Source organism: Streptomyces sp. NPDC021096 (assembly GCF_040641275.1).
GTDB lineage: Bacteria > Actinomycetota > Actinomycetes > Streptomycetales > Streptomycetaceae > Streptomyces.
Window position 1 is genome coordinate 53,812 of record NZ_JBFADG010000008.1, and the last position, 22,157, is coordinate 75,968.

The window sequence follows — 22,157 nt, forward strand, 5'->3', positions numbered from 1 at the left end:
ATCTCAGACTGCCCACCACACGCACGTATCCGAAGGAATCCGGACCGTTCCACCGGAGAATTCCAAGTCTGCTACCCCAACGCTCCCCAGCACCGGGCGGCCCGGCACCGGCAGCGCCACCTCGTCGCCGAGCGTGTTCAGCGTGCACACGAAGCCCGGCCGGGAGAACGCCAGTACGCCCGCGGGCGCGTCCAGCCACGTCATCTCCCCGTCGCCCAGCCCCGGCAGCTCCTCGCGCAGCGCCAGCGCCGAGCGGTAGAGCTCCAGTGTCGAACGCGGGTCGCCGGACTGCGCCTCCACCGACAGCTCCCGCCACGCCTCGGGCTGCGGCAGCCAGCTGCCGCCCGGCCCGAAGCCGTACGGGGCGCTCTCGCCCGACCACGGCAGCGGCACCCGGCAGCCGTCGCGGGTGCCGTCCTGGCCGTCGCCCCGGAAGAACGCCGGGTCCTGGCGCACCTCGTCGGGCAGGTCCACCACCTCCGGCAGCCCCAGCTCCTCGCCCTGGTAGACGTAGGCCGAGCCGGGCAGCGCCAGCATCAGCAGCGCCGCGGCCCGGGCCCGGCGCAGGCCGAGCCCGCCGTCGCCGCCGCCGTAGCGGGTGGTGTGCCGCACCACGTCGTGGTTGGAGAGCACCCACGTCGTGGGCGCCCCCACCGACAGCGTCGCCGCCAGCGACCCGTCGATGACCTCCCGCATCGCGGCGGCCTCCCAGTCGCAGGTCAGGAACTGGAAGTTGAACGCCTGGTGCAGCTCGTCCGGGCGCACGTACAGCGCGAGCCGCTCGGACGTGGGCGCCCACGCCTCCGCCACGCCGATCCGCTGCCCCTCGTAGGAGTCCAGCAGCCGCCGCCAGGAGCGGTGGATCTCGTGCACCCCGTCCTGGTCGAAGAACGGCAGCACCTGCGCGCCGATCAGCTTGGCCTGCTCGCTCAGGCCGATGTCCGGCAGCCCCGCGGCCTTGACCATGCCGTGCGCCACGTCGATGCGGAACCCGTCCACGCCCAGGTCCAGCCAGAACCGCAGCACGGAGTCGAACTCGGCCCGCACCTCGGGGTTGTCCCAGTTGAGGTCGGGCTGCTCCGGGGCGAACAGGTGCAGGTACCACTCGCCCGGGGTGCCGTCCGGACCGGTCGTACGGGTCCAGGCCGGGCCGCCGAAGATGGACTCCCAGTCGTTCGGCGGCAGTTCGCCCTGCTCGCCCTTGCCGGGACGGAAGTGGTAGCGCTCGCGGGCCGTCCCCCCAGAACGGTCCGCGAGCGCGGCCTTGAACCACGCGTGCTGCTCGGACGTGTGGTTGGGGACGATGTCCACGATCACCCGCAGCCCCAGCCGGTGGGCCTCCCGCACCAGGTCGTCGGCGTCCGACAGCTGACCGAACAGCGGGTCCACGGCCCGGTAGTCGGCCACGTCGTAGCCGCCGTCCGCCTGCGGCGAGGCGTAGAACGGCGTCAGCCAGACCGCGTCGACGCCCAGGTCCGCCAGGTACGGCAGCCGCTCGCGGATCCCGCGCAGGTCGCCGATGCCGTCGCCGTCGCTGTCGGCGAACGAGCGCACGTACACCTGGTAGATGACGGCGCTGCGCCACCAGCCGTCGGCGCGCGCGGCGCAGGCGTCGGCGGCCGGGCGGACGGAGGGCGCGAGATCCTGGGTCATGTACTTCCTATCGGCTCGTAGTGTCGTAGTGGGGGCGTTGCGTGCGATGGGCTCAACGACGCCGGCGGCTGGAGGTCAGCCCTTGGTGCCGCCCGCGGTGAGCCCGGCGACCAGGTGCCGCTGGGCGATGAAGAACACCAGACCGGCCGGGATCGTGATGAGCACGGCCGCCGCCGTCATCAGCCCCCACTCGGCCTTCTGCTGGCCCACGAAGGTCTGCAGGCCCACGGCCAGCGTGTAGTGGTCCTCGCTGCTCATGAACTGGCTGGCGAAGGCGACCTCGCCCCAGGCCGTGATGAAGGAGTAGAAGCCGGTGACGGCCAGCCCCGGCCGGGCCAGCGGCACGATCAGCCGCCAGAAGGTGCCGAAGGGGGTCAGCCCGTCCACCCGGCCCGCCTCGTCGATCTCGGCGGGGATCGAGTCGAAGTACCCCTTGAGCATCCACGCGCAGAACGGCACGGACACCGAGCAGTAGGTGATGATCAGGCCCGCGTAGGAGTCCAGCAGCTCCAGCTGGCCGAGGATGTTGTAGAGCGGCACGATCAGCACCGCCATCGGGAACATCTGCACCACCAGGAACGTCCACATCAGCGGCCGGTGCCCGGGGAAGCGCATGCGCGAGACGGCGTAGCCGGCGGTCGCCGCGATGAGCACGCCCAGCACGGTCGCGCCCAGCGCCACGATCAGCGAGTTGGCGAACCAGGTCAGGAACTTGGTCTCGCCCAGGATGTGGGTGTAGTTGGAGAGGTCGAACCCGACGAAGCGGGTGGGCTCCTGCCAGCCGTCCCGCCCGCGCAGCGAGACGAAGACGATGAACAGGACGGGGAACAGCGCGATCGCCGAGGCGCAGATCAGCGCCGTGTGCAGGGCGACGGAGGCCCCGCGCGAGCGCTGTCCGCGCTCGCGCGGCTTGGGCGTGGTGGAACTCATCGCGACGTGGCCTCCTGTCGGGCGAGCATCCGGCGGTAGAAGACGGCGAAGACCAGCAGCAGGGAGAGGATGAGGATGCCGTAGGTCGCCGAGCCCGCGTAGTCGCGTACGCCCTGGAAGGCGAGCCGGTAGGAGTACGTCACCAGGATCTCGCTCTCCGAACTGGCCCCCTGCCCGATGAGCAGGTAGATGACCTGGAACATGTTGAACGTCCAGATGACGCCCAGCAGGATCACCGTCCCGCTCACCGGCCGCAGCCCCGGCAGCGTCACGTGCCGGAACCGCTGCCAGGGGGAGGCCCCGTCCATCTCGGCCGCCTCGTGCAGCTCGCCCGGAATGGCCTGCAGGCCGCCGAGGATGGCCACCATCATGAACGGCACGCCCAGCCACACGTTGACCGCGACCGCCGACACCTTCTGCAGGGTGGCGTCGCCCAGCCAGTCCACGGGGTCGAGCCCCAGACCGGTCAGGAAGGCGTTGAGGACGCCGTACTTCTCGTTGAACATCAGCCGCCAGGAGAACGTGGCGACGAACGCCGGCACCGCCCACGGCAGGATCAGCAGGACCCGGTACAGCGCCCGGAACCGCACCTGGCGGTTGAGCAGCAGCGCCAGGCCCAGGCCGATGGCGTAGTGCAGGACGACGCAGGACGCGGTCCACAGGACGGTCCAGGTCAGCCGGGAGTAGAAGTGGCCCTCCTGGCCGGAGAGCACCTTCCAGTAATTGTCGAGTCCGACGAACTGATACGTGGCCTCGATGTGGTTGACGCCGATGGTGCGGCCGACGTTCGCCTCGTTGGCATCGGTGAAGGACAGGTAGATGCCCCTGCCCAGCGGATAGCCGACGAGCACCGCCAGCACCACGACCACCGGCAGCACCATCGCCCACGCATACCAGTGGGTGTCGAACGACCGCCTGACCCGGGAAACGACTGTGGACATGAGGTCCTACTCCTCGATGCCGTAGTCCTTGAGGAGCGCGGACCGCCAGGCCTTGGCCGTGGCGTCCAGACCCTCCTTCGGGTCCTCCTTCAGCGTGAGGATCTTGGTGTAGTGCTGCAGCCAGTCGGTGAACAGGTCGCCGCCCTGCGGGATCGGGGGCCGCGGGTGGGCCTTGTCCAGCGCGCTGTGGAAGGCGCTGCGCACCGGGTCGGCCAGCACGTCCTTGGTGTAGGCAGACTTGCGGGTCGGCAGCACGCCGATCGCGGTCGAGACGCTCTCCTGCTGCGCGGCCTCGGTCATGAACTTCGTGAACAGGTACGAGGCGTCGAAGTTCTTCGAGCCCGCGTAGACCACCAGGTTGTGGCCGCCGACCGGGGCGCCGGCGGTGCCGGTGGAGCCGGCCGGGACGGGCGCGATGCCCAGGTTGTCACGGGACTTGTAGGCGTCGCCGCCGAAGATCTCCTTGGTCGCCCAGGGGCCGTCGATCATCATGGCGAGCTTGCCGTTCTTGAAGTCCGTCTTGAGGGCGTTGTAGCCGTCCGTGCCCGCAGGCTTGGGCGCGGCACCCGACTTGACCAGGTCGACGGCGGTCTCGATGCCCTTGCGGGACGCGGCGTTGGAGATCGTGATCTTCTTCTTGCCGGCGTCGACCATGTCGCTGTTCTCGCCGTAGAGGAAGGGCAGCGAGTAGTAGCTGTCCGGGCTGAGCCCGATGCCGGCGGCGCCCGTCTTGTCCTTGATCTTCTCGGCGGCCTCCTTGACCTCCTTCCAGCTGGCCGGCGGCTTGTCGACGCCGGCCTTCTGGAGGAGCTCCTTGTTGTAGAGGAGCCCGAGGGTGTCGGTGACCTGCGGGACGCCGTACGTCTTGCCCTGGTACGCCGCGTTCTTCAGCGGGCCCTCGAGGAAGTCCTCCGACTTGTCGAGCGCCGGGGTGCCGGTGAGGTCCTTGAGATAGCCCAGCTGGGCGAAGCCGGGAGTCCAGCCCACGTCCGAGCGCAGCACGTCGGGTGCGCCCTTGCCGGTGGAGGCGGCGGTCTTGAACTTCTGCTGCGCCTGGTCGAACGGCACGTTGACGTACTCGACCTTGATCTTCGGGTACTTCGCCTCGAAGGCGGCGACCAGCTTCTTGAACGCGGGCGCCTCGTTGGTGGCGTCCGAGGTGTCCCACCAGGTGACGGTCCCGCTCACACTGCCCGGGTCCGTCGCCGCCTTGGAGCCGTCGCTCCCACTGTCGCCGCCACCGCCGCACGCGGTCGCGGTCAGGGCCAGCACGCCGACGACGGCGGCGACCGATATGCCTCTTCGCATATGGACTCCTCTTTCAGAAGGCCGCCTGGAGGGGGCAGGGCGGCCCGAGCTGAGGAGGAAGCTAACAGGCTGAAATCTCTTGCGAAAGACCTTGCAAGAAGGCAATCGCCAGATTTCCCGGTTGTAACCGGACCGTGTCCAAAGGGTTGACCGGTGCACGAGAGGCTCGTACGGTCACGACCGGCAAGCGCTTGCTGCCGTACGGGCAAGCTTGCAGCAAGAAGCTTCCATCCCTCAGGGGCCTTACGGGCGCGGCGCGTTGCCGCTCAAGGCTGCATCGCATCCTTCCCCCACCCCAGGAGGATCCATGGCCCCCACCGCCATGCCCCGAACCGCCCGGAGAACCCTGGCCGCCGCACTCGCCCTCGTGGCCGCCGCGACCGTCTCCACGCCCGAGGCCCGGGCGAGCGCCCCCGGCGACAAAGACGTCACAGCAGTGCTTTTCGAGTGGAACTACTCCTCGGTCGCCCGCGAGTGCAAGGACACCCTCGGCCCCGCCGGCTACGGCTACGTCCAGGTCTCCCCGCCCCAGGAACACATCCGGGGACCGCAGTGGTGGACCTCGTACCAGCCCGTCGGCTACCGCATCGCCGGCCGGCTCGGCGACCGCGCGGCCTTCGCCGGCATGGTGGCCGCCTGCCACGGCGCCGGCGTCAAGGTCGTCGTCGACGCCGTCGTCAACCACATGGCGGCCGCCCCGGGCACCGGCACGGGCGGGACGCCGTATACGAAGTACGACTACCCCGGGCTCTACAAGGACGCCGACTTCCACGGCTGCCGCACCCCCATTGCCGACTACACCAGCCGCAACGACGTCCAGAACTGCGAACTCGTCCAGCTCGCCGACCTCGACACCGGCAGCGACCGCGTCCGCACCGCCCTCGCCCGCTACCTCGACGACCTCCTGTCCCTGGGCGTCGACGGCTTCCGCGTCGACGCCGCCAAGCACATCCCGACCGAGGACCTCGCCGCCGTCAAGGCCAAGCTGAGCAAGCCGGACGTCTACTGGAAGCAGGAGACCATCTTCGGCGCGGGCGAGGCCGTCCAGCCGCAGGAGTACCTGCGCAACGGCGACGTCCAGGAGTTCCGCTACGCACGCGACCTGCGCCGGGTGTTCCTCGGCGAGCGCCTGGCCTACCTGAGGAACTACGGCGAGGGCTGGGGCTACCTGCCCTCCTCCCAGGCGTCCGTCTTCGTCGACAACCACGACACCGAACGCGGCGGCGACACCCTCAGCTACAAGGACGGCGCCGCCTACACCCTCGCCAACGTCTTCATGCTGGCCTGGCCCTACGGCTCGCCCGACGTCCACTCCGGCTACGAGTTCACCGACCGTGACGCGGGGCCGCCGCGGGACGGCGCGGTGGGGGCGTGCTGGCAGGACGGCTGGAAGTGCCAGCACAAGTGGCCGGAGATCCGGGGCATGGTGGCCTTCCGCAATGCCGTGCGGGGCACGGCGGTGACGGACTGGTGGGACAACGGCTACCAGGCGATCGCCTTCGGGCGGGGGGACAAGGGCTATGTGGCCCTCAACCACGAGACGTCCGCGCTCAGCCGCACCTTCCAGACGTCGTTGCCGGCGGGCGACTACTGCGACGTCCAGAGCGGACGCCGCGTGCCGGTCGACGCGGCAGGCCGCTTCACCGCCACCCTCGCCCCGAACACGGCGCTGGCCCTGCACGCGTCTGCCCGTACATGCGGTTGACCTTCCCCCGCCCCGCCCTTTCACCGTTTCTGGGCTGAATTTCAGCCCGTCCGGCGCTTGAGGACCGGGGTCCGGGGCGGAGCCCCGGGAAACGGCGAAAGGGCGGGACCGGGGCAACCTCCACGTCCGTACCCCAGCCAAAGGAGCACCGTTCCGTGAAACGCCTCGCCGCCCTCGCGGCAGTGATAGCACTGGCAGCGCCCACCACAGGCACTGCCAGTGCCGAACCGGCCCCCACCCCCCAAAGCGACGCCAAAGTCCAATGGCTGGACCAACACACCATCGCCTGGCCCAAAAACCTCGGCGACCCCACCCAGCCCCACCGCCTCGTCCACGACCGCGGAACCTTCGACCTCACCGCCTCGCCAGGAGGCCTGGCGAAGTACCCCCGCCTGGCCGCCACCCACGACGCCTTCCGCGTCGACGCCCGCGCAACGGAGGCGCGCACCGCACTCAGAGGCAGAGTCCTGGCGCAGACCGGCACCGTCACCACCGGCGTCCAGATCCCCGGCGTCCTCGACGACCTCTACGCCACCGCCGCCACCAAGGCCACCCTCGGCCCGGCGTTCCGCGACGGCCGCCCCACCCTCTCCGTGTGGGCGCCCACCGCCCGGCGCGTCGCTCTGGAACTCGACGGCCGCACCGTCCCCATGCGCCGCGACGACGCCAGCGGCGTCTGGAGCGCGACCGGCAGCCGCGACTGGGCCGGCAAGCCCTACCGCTACGCCGTCACCGTCCACGCCCCGGCCGCCGGGAAGGTCGTCACCAACCGCGTCACCGACCCGTACTCCACCGCCCTGACCGCCGACTCCACCCACAGCCTGGTCACCGACCTCGCCGACCCCGCCCTCGCGCCCGCCGGCTGGCAGCGGCTGCGCAAGCCCGGGGCCGTGCCCTTCCGGGACGCGCAGATCCAGGAGCTGCACGTCCGCGACTTCTCCGGCACCGGCGGCTACCTCGCCTTCACCGACCGCCGCTCCGCCGGCATGCGGCACCTGAAGGAGCTCGCCGACGCCGGCACCTCCTACGTCCACCTCCTCCCCGTCTTCGACTACGCCACCGCCCCCGAGCGGCGCGCCGACCAGGCCGTACCGCCCTGCGACCTGGCGTCGCTGCCCGCCGACTCCGACCAGCAACAGGCCTGCATCGCGAAGACCGCCGCCCGCGACGCCTACAACTGGGGCTACGACCCGCTGCACTACACCGTCCCCGAGGGCTCGTACGCCTCCGACCCCGACGGCCCGCGCCGCACCCTGGAGTTCCGGCGGATGGTGCAGGGCCTGGGCGACGCCGGGCTGCGGACCGTCATGGACGTCGTCTACAACCACACCGCCGCCTCCGGGCAGGGCGAGAAGTCCGTCCTCGACCGCATCGTGCCCGGCTACTACCACCGCCTCCTCGACGACGGCTCCGTCGCCACCTCCACCTGCTGCGCGAACACCGCCCCCGAGCACGCCATGATGGGCAAGCTCGTCGTCGACTCCGTCGTCACCTGGGCCAGGCAGTACAAGATCGACGGCTTCCGCTTCGACCTCATGGGCCACCACCCCAAGGCCAACATCCTCGCCGTGCGCAAGGCCCTGGACGCCCTCACCCCCGCCAAGGACGGCGTCGACGGCAAGGCGGTCGTCCTCTACGGCGAGGGCTGGAACTTCGGCGAGGTCGCGGGCGACGCCCGCTTCGTCCAGGCCACGCAGAAGAACATGGCAGGCACCGGCATCGCCACCTTCTCCGACCGCTCCCGCGACGCGATCCGCGGCGGCGGCCCCTTCGATGAGGACCCCCGCGTCCAGGGCTTCGCCTCGGGCCTGTTCACCGCCCCCAACGCCTCACCGGCCAACGGCACTCCCGACGAGCAGCGGGCCCGCCTCCTGCACGCCCAGGACCTCATCAAGGTGGGACTGACCGGCAACCTCGCCGACTACCGCTTCACCGACTCCACCGGCCGCGAGGTCCGCGGCGCCGACGTCGACTACAACGGCTCGCCCGCCGGCTACGCCGCCGCCCCCGGCGACGCCCTGTCCTACGCCGACGCCCACGACAACGAAGCCCTCTACGACGCGCTGGCCTACAAGCTCCCGCCCTCGACCCCCGCCGCCGACCGGGCCCGCGCCCAGGTCCTCGCCATGGCCGCCGCCGCCCTCTCCCAGGGCCCGGCCCTCTCCCAGGCCGGTACGGACCTGCTGCGCTCGAAGTCCCTCGACCGCAACTCCTACGACAGCGGCGACTGGTTCAACGCCGTCCACTGGGACTGCGCCGACGGCAACGGCTTCGGCCGCGGCCTGCCCCCGGCCGCCGACAACGCCGCCAAGTGGCCCTACGCCCGGGCCCTGCTGGCCGACCCGGCCCTGCGCCCCGGCTGCTCCGCGATCACCTCGGCCTCGGCCACCTACCGGGACCTGCTGCGCATCCGCACGACGGAGAAGGCGTTCAGCCGCCCGACCGCCGAGGCCGTCCAGCGGTCCCTGTCGTTCCCGCTCTCGGGCAAGGGCGAGACCCCCGGCGTCATCACCATGCGCCTGGACGACCTCGTCGTCGTCCTCAACGCCGCCCCGCAGCCACAGAGCCAGACGATCGCCGCGCTCGCCGGCACCGGCTACGCCCTGCACCCGCTCCAGGCGGGTGGCTCGGACGCCGTCGTGAAGTCCGCCTCGTACGCGGCGGCCACGGGCACCTTCACCGTGCCGGGCCGCACGGTCGCGGTGTTCCGGCACAGCTGACGGTAAGTCAACGCAGGGGAGTGATCCTCGTGCCGTCGGCGAGCCGGGCGGTCAGTGTGGCCTGGGCGCCCTGTTTCGCGGGGACGGCCAGGAGCGGGCCGGGCGCGCTGCCGCTCACCCCGCCGCTGGCGGCGACGGAGGTGACGTCGCCGCCGCCCGCCGCGAGGGCGTACCAGTTGCCCTTGGCCGACTTCCACAGGGCCCCCGCCAGGACGTGCGGTTCGCGGGCCCCGCAGGCGGGGGAGTCCTCGGCACGGGCGACGACCGCGCCCGGCGCGCCCTCCCGGGTGCCGGGGGCCTGGAACTGGGCCAGCACCCGGCTGCCCGCGCCCCGCCAGGTCTCCGCGCGGGTGCAGAACCACTCCGCGCTCCCGGCGGACCCCGGCAGGGTCTGCGTGGCGAACTGCCAGGAGTTCACCGACCGCACGCCCTGACCGCGGACGGAGGCGAGGTGGCAGGCGGTGTGCGCCCAGGCGGCGCGCTCCTTGCCGGTGCTCACGTCGTGCGGGGCGGCGGGGGCACCGGCGGTCAGCCGGGCCGGGAGGAGCTCGCCGAGGTCGGTGACCAGGTGGTCGCCGAACTGCAGCGCGGTCCAGCCCTGGCAGTCCCGGGTGGCGGCCGGGCCGGGCACGGAGTCGGTCAGGCCGTCGGCGTCGCGGTGCAGCGGCCGGGCCTCGGCGGTGGGGCGCAGCAGATCGCGCACGGCGGCGTCGCCCACCCAGGGGGCCGTCAGATACCGGACGTTGCCGTCGGTCCGGCTGACGACCAGGGCCGCGGCGGTGCCCATGTCCGCCGCGTCCGCCCGCGCGAAGTCCAGCGCGGCGGAGCGGGAGTCGCCGCTCCTGGCCTCGGCGTAGCGCACCACGCGCAGGCCGTCGTGGAGCAGCACGACCACCGCGGAGTCGACCTCGCCCGCGTACAGCAGCTGAGGGGGACCGGCCGCCGGCCCGGCGGCGGTGCCGGGCGTCGCCGTGACCTGCACCGCGGTCCCCGGGCGGGCCCAGACGGCCAGCGCCCGGCGCAGCAGCTCGCGGTCGCCGGTGCGGTTGCCGCGCGCGGGCCAGGCGGCGAAGCCCGGGCGGTCGGCGCGCTTCCAGGCCGTGTCGGCGGCCACCGTCAGCCGGGCGGGATCCAGGGCCTGTTGGGCCGAGGCGTTGCGCGCGTAGGGCGGGGCGGCCGCGCCGTCGGGGCCCCAGCCGTCGCCCGGCAGCCCCAGGAGCGTCCCGCAGACGACGGCCGCGGCGGCCGCCGCGAGGGCGGCGCGGGTGTGCTGGCGGCGCCGCATCAGATCGGTGGGCCTGGCCTGCAGCGAGCAGGGGTCGAACTCCACCGACTCCAGCAGCGGGACGTCCCTGCTGCCGGCCGGTACGTGCACCCGGTCCGCCTCGGCCAGCGCCGCGTCCGGGTCCTCGGCCCCGGCGGCGGACAGCAGCCGCCGTACGTCGTGGTCGGTGGACAGCTCCAGCTCGCGCAGCACGTACGCGGCCCGGCCGGGGCCGGAGAGCGCGGCGAGGGCCTGATCGAGGGCGAGCTCGTCGGCGCCGCCCGAGCGCGGGAACAGCCGCAGCCCCCACACCTGCGGCAGCAGCGGCGGGAACCGGCCCGGGCGGGGCGGCTGCCACCGCCCGCGCGGCCGGCCCGCGCGCAGCGCGGCCTGCAGCACCCGCTGCCGTACGTAGGCGTACCCCGGGTCGTCCGGGCAGCCCCCCGCCCCGCGGGGCGAGGGCACGGCCGGCCCGGCGCCGGACCGGTTGCGCGGCAGCGCCCGCTGGACGAGGGCGTGCGCGGTCAGCACGCGGCGGTTGCGGCCCAGCGACGGCGGCAGCACCAGGTAGCCGAGCCGGACCAGGCGCGGGTAGTGCTCGATGAGCGCGGCCTCGGCCTGCTCGACGTCGACGGGGGCCGGGGCGAAGGGCCGGGGGGCCGTAGCTTGCTGCTCCACGTCCGTAGAACGAGTGAAAGATGTGATGGTCACTTCACCCGTGTGGGGGCGCGGCCGGGGCCCGCTGGCGGCGGCCCCCGCGGGCTAGGCGACGCAGCGGGCGCGGATGCGGTCGACGGCCTCGTCGGGGATGCCGAGCCCGTCGCGCACATACGTCCCGACGTCGCCGTACACCCGGCGCATCTCCTCCAGCGCCGCCGCGAGGTAGGCGGGGCGCACGCCCAGGATGGCCCCGGCGATCTCCGGGTCGCCGCCGATGGCCGTGAAGCGGTCGGTCATCGGGGCGAAGGCCGCGCGGACGGCCGGGAGGACCGCCAGATACTCGCGCTCGACGGCCTCCTCGTCCGCGCCGAGCAGCAGCAGGATCACCGTGGCCGCCCAGCCGGTGCGGTCCTTGCCGGCCGTGCAGTGGAAGAGCAGCGGCCCGCAGTCCGGCTCGGCGAGGGTGGTCAGCAGCAGGCGGTAGGCCCGGCAGGCGGCCTCGGAGGTGACGAACGACCGGTAGGTGTCGCACATCAGCTTCTCGGCCTTGCCGCCGCCCAGGTGCTCCTCGGCGGCGGCCGGGCTGCCCAGGATCGTCTCCAGCCGGGCCGGGGCCTCCTCCTCCGGGGAGTCGCCGCGCTCGGAGATCATGCCGGCCATGACGTCCGCGACGATCAGCCGGGCGCCGTCGGGCAGGCGGTCGGGGCGCGCACGGCGCTCGTGCGCCGTGCGCAGGTCGACGACCGTATGGATGCCGAGGGCGGCGACGGAGGGGTCGGCCTGCGGATCCAGCCGGTCCAGCTGGCCCGAGCGCAGCAGCAGGCCGGGGCGGACGGCGGAGTTGCCGACGAGCCCGATGCCGCCGAGGTCGCGGAAATTGGTGATCGTCGAGGCATCGAACTGCTGCGGCATGGGCCGGTCTCCTAGGTGCCTGTTCTGTTTAGCGCATTTCCTGCTCTTTTATTGTGAAGAACGGTGGCCCAGTCCGCGACGCCGCCCCTTGGCCAGGACCGGCCCCAGACTCATGCCCAGCACCAGCGCGACCAGATGTCCGGCGTCCGTGAAGCCCGCACGACCGCGTCCGCGCAGGTAGGGGCGGACGGCGAGGGCCAGCAGCGCGGCGTGGACACCGGTCCGCACGTGCCCGCGGGGCAGCGCGCCGGCGAGCGCGCCCGCTATCGCGTTGAAGCCGTAGCTGGCGCCCACGTCGATCGCCGAGCGCGTGCGCGCACCCGTGCGCAGGGCGCGCAGGCCCCCGTACACGAGGAGCGACGCGCCCACGTGCCCGTACGCGAAGGCGCCCGCCGCCCACCACGCCCCGTACGCGTACTCCGTATAGCCCAGCACCGCCAGGAGCAGCAGCGCGTACGGCAGCTCCAACGGCGCCTCGACCACCAGCGCGCTGCTGGCGAGGGTGTCCCAGCGGCCCGCCCGCAGGTTGTCGACATTGGTGGAGCAGTGGCGCAGCAGGCGCTCGCGCACCGCCGGCGTGAGGAGGCGCTGCACCGCGTACGCGCCGAGCTGCACGCCCCCGACATAGACGGGGGCGAGCCGGGGCAGACGGTCAACTACGGAAGTCATCGGGCCATGATCGGCCGGGCCCCGCCGCGGGCGCCACCCTCATCCCCGGTCCAGGTAGGCCAGCACGGCCAGCACCCGCCGGTTGTCGTCCTCGGACGGCGGGAGGGCGAGCTTGCCGAAGATGTTGGAGGTGTGCTTGGCCACCGCCCGCTCGGTGACGGTCAGTTGGGCCGCGATCGCCGCGTTGGAACGGCCCTGCGCCATGAGCTCCATCACCTCCAGCTCGCGCGGCGTCAGCCTGGCCATCGGCCTGTCCTGCGAACGCCTGCTCAGCAGCTGCGAGATGACCTGCGGGTCCATCGCCGTGCCGCCCGCCGCGACCCTGCGCACGGCGTCGACGAACTGCTCGGCGTCGAAGACCCGGTCCTTGAGCAGATAGCCGATCCCGCCGCTGCCGTCCGCGAGCAACTCCCGTGCGTACAGCTGCTCCACGTGCTGCGAGAGCACCAGCACCGGCAGGCCCGGGGTGGCCCGGCGGGCGGCCAGCGCGCACTGCAGGCCCTCGTCGGTGAAGGACGGCGGCAGCCGCACGTCCACCACCGCCACGTCGGGTCGCAGTTCGGCGAGCGCCCGGCTGAGCTCCGGCCCGCTCTCGACCGCCGCCGCGATCTCGAAGCCGTACGCCTCCAGCAGCCGGACCAGCCCGTCGCGCAGCAGGAACAGGTCTTCGGCGAGGACTACGCGCACGGGTCCTCCGCCAGCGTGAAGTCCTCGTAGGCGAAGCCCGGGGCGACCACGCATGTCACCAGCGTCGGCTCGTCGCCCGCCGGTTCGGCGCACTGCCAGACCCCGCCGGGAATCAGCAGCTGGGGCCGCTGCCCGTGCTCGACGCCCGGGCCCAGGACGGCCTCCTCGGCGCCCGCCTCGTCGGGGGCCGCCCCGCTGCCGCCCAGCCGCATCCGCAGCGGGCCGCCGCGGTGGTACAGCCACACCTCGTCCGAGCGGACCCGGTGCCAGCGGGAGACCTCGCCGGGGTGCAGCAGGAAGTAGATGCCGGTCGCGTACGCGCGCGGGCCGCCGTACCCCTCGGGCACGGCGGTGCCGGACGTCTGCCATGTCTCGCGGAACCAGCCGCCCTCGATGTGGGGTTGCAGGCCGAGGAGCGTGACGAGCTCGGAGGTTTCGGTCATGGCCCTAGCCTCTCACCCGCCCCGCCGCGGCCCGCCTCACGGGGTGAGCGCGCAGGGGATCTCCATGGTGACCATGGTCGGGCCGCCGGCCGGGCTGTTGACGGCCAGGACGCCGTCGAAGGGTGCCAGCCGCCGCTCCACCCCGAGCAGCCCCGTGCCGGCGGCCGGATCGGCGCCGCCGCGGCCGTTGTCCGTGACGGACACCCGCAGCGCGCCCTGCGCGTGGCGGACGTCCAGCCAGACCCGCCCGGCGCCGGAGTGCTTGGCCGCGTTCGTGAGGACCTCGCTGATGGCGAAGTACGCCGCGGACTCGACCGGTTCGGCGGCCCGGCCCGCCAGCTCGACGTCCGCCTCGACGGCCAGCGGCATCCGCAGCGCGAGGGCGCGCACGGCGTCGCCGAGCCCCCGCTCGGCCAGCACCGGCGGATGGATGCCGCGCACGAGGTCGCGGAGCTCGGTGAGGGCCTCGGCGGAGTCGGCCCGGGCCGCGGCCAGCAGCTTCTTGGCCTGGGCGGGGTCCTTCTCGATCAGCGCCTCGATGGTGCCCAGGCTCATGCCCATGGCCACCAGCCGGGCCTGCGCCCCGTCGTGCAGGTCCCGCTCGATGCGGCGCAGTTCGGCGGCCGAGCTGTCCACGGCCTCGTGGCGGGTCTCGGTGAGGCGGTCGACGCGCAGGGCCAGTTCGCGCTCCCGGGTGGGCTGCAGCAGCGGCTTGGCGAGCAGGAAGTACCCCCGCAGGAGCATCCGGTTCACCAGCAGGCCGAGCACGCCGAACCCGATGCCGGTGACGGCCGCGAGGTTGGCGGTGAACTGGTCGGAGACGGGGACGAACGCGAACCACATCGTGCCCCCGGCCCGGACGATCGGCTTCCAGACGCCGAGCGCCACCACCGGCCCCCAGACCACGTACAGGAGCAGACAGGCGGGGAGGAGGGCGAGGACCGTGCCCGCGGTCATGTTCACGAGCAGCCACTGCAGATCGCGCCAGGTCGCCTTGTCCTTGAGGAGGGCGACGCACCGCTCCACCTGGCCGACGACGCCGGCGCGCGGGGCGGGCAGCGGGTGGTACGGCGCGGGGATGCGCACTCCGGACCACGCGTGGGCCAGGCCGCGGTGCTGGTTGGCGTAGGCCCGCACGGCGCCCAGGACGACGGGGGTGGTGAACAGGCCTATGCCCAGCGTGATGAAGACGATCGACACCACGCTGAGGGTGAAGAGCAGGACCGACAGCACCAGGCCGTAGAGCGTGAGCCACAGCCCTCTCGCACCGGCCAGCAGGGCATCGCGGATCTTCATCAAGCCTCTCCCGCGTCGTGTGTTTCAGCGGGGCCACGGGCGCGGTCCCCGCAACCAGTCTGCGGGATTGATCAAAATCGGTCACGGGGCCTGGCCAGAGGGTCGTGGTGTACCTAGCACCACCCTCTGACCAGGGCGTTTCACAGACCGGCCGGGGGAGCGTACTTATAGCCGACCCGGCGGACGGTGACGATCGACGAGCGGTACTCGGCACCCATCTTGCGGCGCAGCCGGGCGACATGGACGTCGACGGTGCGTCCGTCGCCGACGTGTCCGTAGCCCCACACGGTCGTCACCAGCTGATCGCGGGTGTGCACCCGGTTCGGGTGGGCGACGAAGTGGGCCAGCAGCTCGAACTCGAGGTAGGTCAGGTCCAGCTGCCGGCCCGCGACGCGCGCAGTCCGCTGCTCGGGGTCGATGCGCACGAGGACGTCGCCCTCGGTGGCGGCGGGAAGGGCGTCGGGCGAGGGCTGCCGCTCGGCCGGTACGAGGACCAGGTAGCCGATCATCGGGGGCTGGCCGGGCAGGGTGGGCAGCGTGTGCTGCGGGGCGGGCATCCAGGTCGCGCCGGGGTGCAGCAGATCGGCGACCGGGGGCACCTCGTCGGGCGCCACGGCTCGCAAGCGGTGCCGGTGGACGGTATGACCCGCGGGTGCGGCGAGGCCGGCGGCGGACGACGAGGGCAGAGTGCGGAGGTTCGACATGGAGCTCAGCTCTTTCGCGCGGTACGTCGGGAGGACGTGCAGGCGCGGGCCGCTTTGCCGGAACCGGTGCCGGCGGCTGACTTCGACGTGGGTGTCAGCGGAGGGAGAGGGCCTGCGCGAAGGACGCGCGACAACACACTCGGTCGAAGTCGTGGTGCTGGCGGGAAGGCCAGAAGGGCTCGAGGTCGTTGCGACCCGTCGCGGTGTTCTGGTAGCTGGCCATGCCCCCTATTGAAGCATGGCCGGCGCCGCCGCAGCAGACCCTCTGGGCAGTAAATACGGATCTTTGACCGAAAGATCAGCTCGTCCCGGCGATCACCGGGTAGTGGTCGGAGAGGTTGGTGTACGTGTACTCCTTGCCCCAGCTGGAGACCTTCCACGGCGCGGACCGCTCCGCGATCACGGTGTTCCGCCAGCCCGCGGGCCGGGCGTGGCCGTTGCGGTGGAGGACGTAGTCGAGGTCCTCACGGGCGTCGGTGGGGTAGCGGTAGGCCGCGATCGAGTTCTCCTTGGTGTCGAAGGAGTACGGGTGCCCGGTGCGGGCGTCCGCCGGGGCGAGGTCGCCGTCGGCGAGCATGGACCGGTACTCGGCGCTGCGGGAGTCCACGTTCAGATCACCGGCGATCATGACCTGCTCGTTCGCCGGGATGTTCTTGGCGTCGAGGAACGCGTCGATCTGCTTCAGCTGCTTGGAGCGGTCCGCGGCGGCCTCGCCCGCCTTGCAGCCGCTGTCCGTCGACTGCAGGTGTGTCCCCACGACGTGCACCTTGGCGCCGCCCACGTTCAGCACGACGTAGGCGAAGCCCTTGTTGGACCACCAGTCGGCGCCGCACGCGTCGTTGAAGATCACCTGTTCCTTGCGCACGACCGGCCACTTGCTGAGGACCGTCACACCGCCGTCCTCCGGCGTGGTGGTGGAGTAGGCCCCGCCGGTGGCGTCCCAGCCGTCCTTGCCCCGCCCGACGACCGGCGTCTGGTACGGGTACCGGTCGGCGGCGGCGGACTTGAGCGCGTCCGAGGTCGCGTTGTCGAACGCCTCCTGGAGGACCACCACGTCGTTGCCCTGGAAGAAGCCGGCGGCCGCTATCTCCTTGGCCCGGTGCTCCTGGCCCCAGTTCGGGTAGAGATCGGTGCTCATGAGGAACGCGTTGTAGCTGAGCACCTTCAACTGCGGTGTCGCGTCGGTGGGGGCGGCCACGGCCGACTGCGGTACGGCCACGACGAGGGCCGCGGCGGCGGCAGCGGCCGTGGCGGCGGCTGCGAGCAGGCGGGTGGAACCGGTGTTCTTCGTGAACGGCACTGTGTCTCCCTTGGTGGGGGTGAGCCCGGTACGGGCTGGTGCGGAAGGAGCCCCGCACATCACATTCAGCTGCCGTGAGCGCCGGATGGCCGTTCGATGACCTTGAGGAAGCCGGGGCCGTAACCCTTGATCCACAGCGAAGGCCCGGCCCCCACATGGGGGCCGGGCCTTCGGCCGGGCCGGGTGCGCGGAGCGCTCAGCGGCCGGGGCCGCCGTTGTGGCCGCTGGAGGCCGGCGGGTACGTGCGCGTCGGGGTGCCGAACAGGGCCGTCGCCGTCTCGAGCGGGGTGGCCGGGGCGGCGGGAGCGGGCTCCTGGCCGGCCTTGCACGTGAAGCCGAGCCGCGTCAGCGCCCGGGTGACCTCGTCGGCGGTGAAGTCACGGCGGTCCTGCCGGGTGATCACTTCCCCCACCTGCTTGACGGGGTAGGTGTGGCGGCCGATGGTCACGGACGCTCCGGTGACGGGCTCCGGCTTGACGCCCTTCATCGACTGCTCCACCTCGCTCTTGACCAGATCGAAGGGGAATCGGGCGATCACACAACGCATGGTGCCTCCGCAGGTGGTGAGGGGAGCGATGAAATACAAAGAGGCTGGGGCCCGCACCCCGAGGTGCGGGCCCCAGCCACAGTGAACGCGTCGGCGATCAGGCGGGAACGATGTTCTCCGCCTGCGGGCCCTTCTGGCCCTGCGTGACGTCGAAGTTCACCTTCTGGCCCTCCTGGAGCTCACGGAAGCCCTGGGTGGCGATGTTCGAGTAGTGGGCGAAGACGTCGGCGCCGCCGCCGTCCTGCTCGATGAAGCCGAAGCCCTTTTCCGCGTTGAACCACTTCACGGTGCCAGTAGCCATGTCAAATCTCCTTCGGGGCAGTTCCGGGAGACCGCACTGTGCGGGCTCCCTGTGTCGCCGCGATGATTGCCCCGTCCGGAAAAGAACACCAGAAATACAAAAGTGCACCCACCGGCGTGGAATGCCGGTCAGTGCACTTGAAGTCTTTGGGAACCACAACTGCAACTGAAATCGACAGTAGCACGGAGCGGGCCGCCGAGCACGGGCGAGTTTCCTCACGTCACCCGTTGGGGGATAAATCCTCCCGGCGCCGCTCGAATGAATTCTGTTGTTGCGGCAATAGATATTCGCCCGCGTCCGGTGCAGCAGCCGTGCCGCCGGGCGTCAGGAGCCGCCCCCGCCCCCGCCCCCGGGCCCGCCGGCCGACCGGCGCAGCTCCTCGTTGAGCCGCAGGGCCTCCTCGAGCTGGTCCTCGAGGATGACGATGCGGCAGGCGGCCTCGATGGGGGTGCCCTGGTCGACCAGCTCACGGGCGCGGGCGGCGATGCGCAGCTGGTACCGGGAGTAGCGCCGGTGGCCCCCCTCGGACCGCAGGGGCTCGATCAGCCGGGCCTCGCCCAGGGCCCGCAGGAAGGCGGGCGTCGCACCGATCATCTCGGCGGCGCGTCCCATGGTGTAAGCGGGGTAGTCGTCGTCATCGAACCGGTCGGTGACGCCCGGCTTCGCTTCTCGGGTCACTTGCACCTCTTCTGGGCGCCTCAAGGGAACCCGCTGTGCCGCCGCGCGGTGCGCGGCGGATTCGTATCGGTCATGCGTGACGGCTTCCTTGAGCAGGCGGAAATTCTAGTCCTGCCGACTTGGAATGTCTATGCCGGCGAAAATAGGTATTCCGCAGGATCGAGGTAAAAACCGAGCGGTGCGAAGCCGGCCGTGCGAAGTCGACGTCATGCGACGAGCCCCGCCGCCGCCCGATGGGCGGTGACGGGGCTCGGAACGCTCACGCCGGGACCGGCGCGCGGTGACCCTTAGATGTCGAAGTACATCTCGAACTCGTGCGGGTGCGGGCGCAGCTGGATCGGGGCGATCTCGTTGGTGCGCTTGTAGTCGATCCAGGTCTCGATGAGGTCGGAGGTGAAGACACCGCCGGCCTGCAGGTACTCGTTGTCCTGCTCCAGGGCCTCGAGGACGGCCGGGAGGGAGGTCGGGACCTGCGGGACGTTCGCGTGCTCGTCGGGGGCGAGCTCGTAGAGGTCCTTGTCGATCGGCTCGGCCGGCTCGATCTTGTTCTTGACGCCGTCCAGACCGGCCAGCAGCAGGGCCGAGAAGGCCAGGTACGGGTTGGAGGACGGGTCCGGGGCGCGGAACTCGACGCGCTTGGCCTTCGGGTTCGAGCCCGTGATCGGGATGCGCATCGCGGCGGAGCGGTTGCGCTGGGAGTAGACCAGGTTGACCGGGGCCTCGAAGCCGGGGACCAGACGGTGGTAGGAGTTCACCGTGGGGTTGGTGAACGCCAGCAGCGACGGGGCGTGCTTGAGGATGCCGCCGATGTAGTAGCGGGCGGTGTCGGACAGGCCCGCGTAGCCCTGCTCGTCGTAGAAGAGGGGCTCGCCGCCGCTCCACAGCGACTGGTGGACGTGCATGCCCGAGCCGTTGTCACCGAAGATCGGCTTCGGCATGAAGGTCGCGGTCTTGCCGTTGCGCCAGGCGACGTTCTTCACGATGTACTTGAAGAGCATCAGGTCGTCGGCCGCGGCGAGCAGCGTGTTGAACTTGTAGTTGATCTCCGCCTGGCCGGCCGTGCCGACCTCGTGGTGCTGGCGCTCGACCTGCAGGCCGGCCTTGTCCAGCTCGAGGGAGATCTCGGCGCGCAGGTCGGCGAAGTGGTCGACCGGCGGGGCCGGGAAGTAGCCGCCCTTGTAGCGGACCTTGTAACCGCGGTTGTCCTCGACCGCACCGGTGTTCCAGGCGCCGGCCTCGGAGTCGATGTGGTAGAAGGACTCGTTCGCGGCGGTGTTGAAGCGCACGCTGTCGAAGACGTAGAACTCGGCCTCGGGGCCGAAGAACGCGGTGTCCGCGATGCCGGTGGAGGCGAGGTAGGCCTCGGCCTTCTTGGCGATGTTGCGCGGGTCACGGCTGTACTGCTCGCCCGTGATCGGGTCGTGGATAAAGAAGTTGATGTTGAGCGTCTTGTCGCGGCGGAACGGGTCCATACGAGCCGTGGACAGGTCCGCGCGCAGCGCCATGTCGGACTCGTGAATGGCCTGGAAGCCACGGATCGACGAGCCGTCGAACGCCAGCTCCTCGTCCGGGTCGAAGGCCGCGGCCGGGATCGTGAAGTGCTGCATCACGCCAGGCAGGTCGCAGAATCGGACGTCGACGAACTTGACGTCCTCATCCTTGATGAACTTCTTGGCCTCGTCGGCGTTCTGGAACATCCAACTCCTCCTAGCCCGGCCGAACGCGGTCGGGGATTGCTTGGGTGCGCGGTCCGTATCGCAATGGCGCGCTGCGGCCGACCCTAGAGAGACGGGATTTCCCAAGCATGACCCATTTGTTTCGCCGAGGTTAACCGCCGCGCGGTAGGGGTCGACCCGGGCGCCGGGGAACGTATGGGGCCGCAGTACCTTTGATGGGTGGACAACAGGCAAGCAATCGGATCATGGCTCTCCGGGCCCCGCGCGGCCGCGGAGGACATGGGGATCGAATTCGGCCACCGGGGCGAGCGCCTGGGGCTGCCGGAGAGCGGGCCCGGGGCCATCGCCCCGCTCGGGAGGCGCGTCGGGGCCCTCGCCATCGACTGGGCGCTCTCCATGCTGATCGCATACGGCTTTCTCGCGGGCGGTGACCCGCAGCGAGCGGGCAACTGGGCCCTGCTGGTCTTCCTGGTGCTCAGCCTGCTCACCGTCGGCACGATCGGCTGCACCCCCGGCAAGCGCCTGCTCGGCCTGCGGGTCATCGGCGAGGACGGCGCCCGGCTGTCCCTGCCCCGGGTGCTGCTGCGCAGCGTCCTGCTGCTGCTCGTCGTGCCGGCCGTGGTCTGGGACCGCGACACGCGCGGGCTGCACGACCGTTTCGCCCGGGCCGTCCAGGTGCGGATCTAGCGCGGCTCCGGCGCGGCGCGCATGACGACGCGCATGACGAAGGGGCTGGCGGGAACCATACGGTTCCCGCCAGCCCCTTCGTCGTACGGTTCGGGGTTTCGCGGTCAGCGGCCCTTCGGCATCCGGCTGCCCTTGGGCATCGGACCCTTCGGGATCGGCATGTTGCTCATCAGGTCGCCCAGCGCACGCAGCCGGTCGTTCACGGCCGTCACCTGTGCGCCCGGCAGCACCCGCGGCAGCTTCAGCAGCGTGGTGTGCAGCTTCTTCAGCGACACCTGGTCCTCGCCGTCGCCCACGACGATGTCGTGCACCGGCACGTCCGCGACGATGCGCGCCATGCGCTTCTTCTCGGCGGCCAGCAGGGCCTTGACCCGGTTCGGGTTGCCCTCGCCGACCAGGACGATGCCGGCCTTGCCGACGGCCCGGTGGACGACGTCCTGGCTGCGGTTCATCGCGACCGCGGGAGTCGTCGTCCAGCCACCGCGGCGGATGTTCTCCAGCACCGCGGCGGCCGCTCCCGGCTGGCCCTCCATCTGCCCGAAGGCAGCGCGCTCGGCGCGTCGTCCGAAGACGATCGCCATCGCGAGGAACGCCAGCAGGAAGCCCAGGATGCCCAGGTAAATCGGGTGGTCGATCCAGAAGCCGATGGCAAGGAGTACACCGAAGGTGACAATGCCCACAGCCGCGACGACAAGACCGACCTTCGAGTCGACCTTCTTGGTCATCTTGTAGGTCAGGGCGATCTGCTTCAGTCGCCCGGGGTTCTCGGATGTTTCCTTCCTCGCCATACGGCGCAGTTTACGTCGCCTGCGGACCGGGGGCGGCCACGGCCTCCAGCACATGCTGTGCCTCGCGGCGGTCCTTGGCCCTGCGGCGGTCCTCCAGTACCGCTGTCCAGGCATTTCGGCGGGCCGTGCGCTGGCCGCCGCGCATCAGCAGTTCTTCCAGTGCGCGCAGGGCGCCGGTGACGGACGGGGGGCGTACGGAGAGCGTGGAAGGCAGAGCGGAAGAGGCGCGGGTGGCGGTCGCCAAGACTGCGTTACCGGGCGCGGCCTGCATGTCGGTGTCCCCTCGGA

At 71.5% G+C, this 22,157-nt stretch carries 20 protein-coding genes and 1 pseudogene; 3 read left to right on the forward strand and 18 right to left on the reverse strand.

From position 1 onward, the window contains the following. Window positions 1–3 precede the first annotated feature (3 nt). The 4 genes from AB0G59_RS14215 to AB0G59_RS14230 form a co-directional block, all read right to left on the reverse strand. Complete coding sequence (locus AB0G59_RS14215; RefSeq protein WP_360911346.1) at window positions 4–1,653, reverse strand: glycoside hydrolase family 13 protein; 1,650 nt, start codon at window positions 1,651–1,653, stop codon at window positions 4–6. 75 nt (window positions 1,654–1,728) lie between these two features. Then, window positions 1,729–2,583 (reverse strand): carbohydrate ABC transporter permease, encoded by an 855-nt coding sequence (locus AB0G59_RS14220; protein WP_360911348.1) that lies wholly within the window; start codon window positions 2,581–2,583, stop codon window positions 1,729–1,731. After that, window positions 2,580–3,524, reverse strand: a complete 945-nt coding sequence (locus AB0G59_RS14225; RefSeq protein ID WP_360911350.1) for a sugar ABC transporter permease — start codon at window positions 3,522–3,524, stop codon at window positions 2,580–2,582. Before AB0G59_RS14225 ends, AB0G59_RS14220 begins: the two co-directional genes overlap by 4 nt. 6 nt (window positions 3,525–3,530) lie before the next feature. Beyond that, entirely contained in the window at window positions 3,531–4,832 is a 1,302-nt protein-coding gene (locus AB0G59_RS14230) for an extracellular solute-binding protein (protein WP_360911352.1), read from the reverse strand. A 322-nt stretch (window positions 4,833–5,154) separates the two neighbouring features. Here AB0G59_RS14230 and AB0G59_RS14235 point away from each other — a divergent pair. Both AB0G59_RS14235 and pulA read left to right on the forward strand, forming a co-directional pair. Then, window positions 5,155–6,534: pseudogene (locus AB0G59_RS14235) on the forward strand (alpha-amylase family protein); the annotation flags it as partial. A gap of 158 nt (window positions 6,535–6,692) precedes the next feature. Continuing rightward, entirely contained in the window at window positions 6,693–9,257 is a 2,565-nt protein-coding gene (gene pulA / locus AB0G59_RS14240; protein WP_360911354.1) for a pullulanase-type alpha-1,6-glucosidase, read from the forward strand. Window positions 9,258–9,264: 7 nt separating this feature from the next. On the opposite strand, the gene AB0G59_RS14245 is transcribed toward pulA, so the two are convergent. From AB0G59_RS14245 to glnA, 12 genes are all read right to left on the reverse strand, one after another. Further along, a complete protein-coding gene (locus AB0G59_RS14245) occupies window positions 9,265–11,199 on the reverse strand; it encodes a hypothetical protein (protein WP_360911356.1) in 1,935 nt (644 codons plus the stop codon). A gap of 84 nt (window positions 11,200–11,283) precedes the next feature. Further along, on the reverse strand, window positions 11,284–12,093 hold the full coding sequence (locus AB0G59_RS14250) for a tyrosine-protein phosphatase (protein WP_360911358.1): 810 nt from the start codon (window positions 12,091–12,093) through the stop codon (window positions 11,284–11,286). Window positions 12,094–12,141: 48 nt separating this feature from the next. Then, window positions 12,142–12,762, reverse strand: coding sequence for a rhomboid-like protein (locus AB0G59_RS14255; protein ID WP_360911360.1), 621 nt, complete (start codon window positions 12,760–12,762; stop codon window positions 12,142–12,144). Window positions 12,763–12,801: 39 nt separating this feature from the next. Then, a complete protein-coding gene (locus tag AB0G59_RS14260) occupies window positions 12,802–13,449 on the reverse strand; it encodes a response regulator transcription factor (protein WP_360911362.1) in 648 nt (215 codons plus the stop codon). Beyond that, window positions 13,440–13,892, reverse strand: a complete 453-nt coding sequence (locus AB0G59_RS14265; protein WP_360911364.1) for a cupin domain-containing protein — start codon at window positions 13,890–13,892, stop codon at window positions 13,440–13,442. The genes AB0G59_RS14260 and AB0G59_RS14265 overlap by 10 nt, the downstream gene beginning before the upstream one ends. A gap of 36 nt (window positions 13,893–13,928) precedes the next feature. Further along, window positions 13,929–15,188, reverse strand: a complete 1,260-nt coding sequence (locus AB0G59_RS14270; RefSeq protein WP_360911366.1) for a sensor domain-containing protein — start codon at window positions 15,186–15,188, stop codon at window positions 13,929–13,931. Between the two features lie 140 nt (window positions 15,189–15,328). Next, window positions 15,329–15,892: a winged helix-turn-helix domain-containing protein gene (locus tag AB0G59_RS14275; protein WP_360911368.1), complete on the reverse strand. Its 564-nt coding sequence runs from the start codon at window positions 15,890–15,892 to the stop codon at window positions 15,329–15,331. A gap of 298 nt (window positions 15,893–16,190) precedes the next feature. After that, the gene (sph, locus tag AB0G59_RS14280; RefSeq protein ID WP_360911370.1) at window positions 16,191–17,192 is read right to left on the reverse strand and encodes a sphingomyelin phosphodiesterase; all 1,002 of its coding nucleotides are present in this window, start codon (window positions 17,190–17,192) and stop codon (window positions 16,191–16,193) included. Window positions 17,193–17,388: 196 nt separating this feature from the next. Continuing rightward, the gene (locus AB0G59_RS14285; RefSeq protein WP_360911371.1) at window positions 17,389–17,739 is read right to left on the reverse strand and encodes an SCO5918 family protein; all 351 of its coding nucleotides are present in this window, start codon (window positions 17,737–17,739) and stop codon (window positions 17,389–17,391) included. Window positions 17,740–17,836: 97 nt separating this feature from the next. Further along, a complete protein-coding gene (locus AB0G59_RS14290) occupies window positions 17,837–18,040 on the reverse strand; it encodes a cold-shock protein (protein ID WP_046930152.1) in 204 nt (67 codons plus the stop codon). Between the two features lie 324 nt (window positions 18,041–18,364). Next, window positions 18,365–18,652 carry a MerR family transcriptional regulator gene (locus AB0G59_RS14295; protein ID WP_360911563.1) on the reverse strand — a complete coding sequence of 96 codons (288 nt, stop codon included), beginning with the start codon at window positions 18,650–18,652 and terminating at the stop codon, window positions 18,365–18,367. A 353-nt stretch (window positions 18,653–19,005) separates the two neighbouring features. Beyond that, window positions 19,006–20,415: a type I glutamate--ammonia ligase gene (glnA, locus tag AB0G59_RS14300; protein ID WP_071965484.1), complete on the reverse strand. Its 1,410-nt coding sequence runs from the start codon at window positions 20,413–20,415 to the stop codon at window positions 19,006–19,008. A 198-nt stretch (window positions 20,416–20,613) separates the two neighbouring features. On the opposite strand from glnA, the gene AB0G59_RS14305 reads away from it, so the two are divergent. Continuing rightward, complete coding sequence (locus AB0G59_RS14305; protein WP_360911373.1) at window positions 20,614–21,081, forward strand: RDD family protein; 468 nt, start codon at window positions 20,614–20,616, stop codon at window positions 21,079–21,081. 104 nt (window positions 21,082–21,185) lie between these two features. Here AB0G59_RS14305 and AB0G59_RS14310 read toward each other — a convergent pair whose 3' ends face one another. Both AB0G59_RS14310 and AB0G59_RS14315 read right to left on the reverse strand, forming a co-directional pair. Continuing rightward, on the reverse strand, window positions 21,186–21,869 hold the full coding sequence (locus tag AB0G59_RS14310; RefSeq protein WP_071965482.1) for a DUF4191 domain-containing protein: 684 nt from the start codon (window positions 21,867–21,869) through the stop codon (window positions 21,186–21,188). A 10-nt stretch (window positions 21,870–21,879) separates the two neighbouring features. Beyond that, a complete protein-coding gene (locus tag AB0G59_RS14315) occupies window positions 21,880–22,140 on the reverse strand; it encodes a hypothetical protein (RefSeq protein WP_360911375.1) in 261 nt (86 codons plus the stop codon). Between the last annotated feature and the right edge of the window lie 17 nt (window positions 22,141–22,157).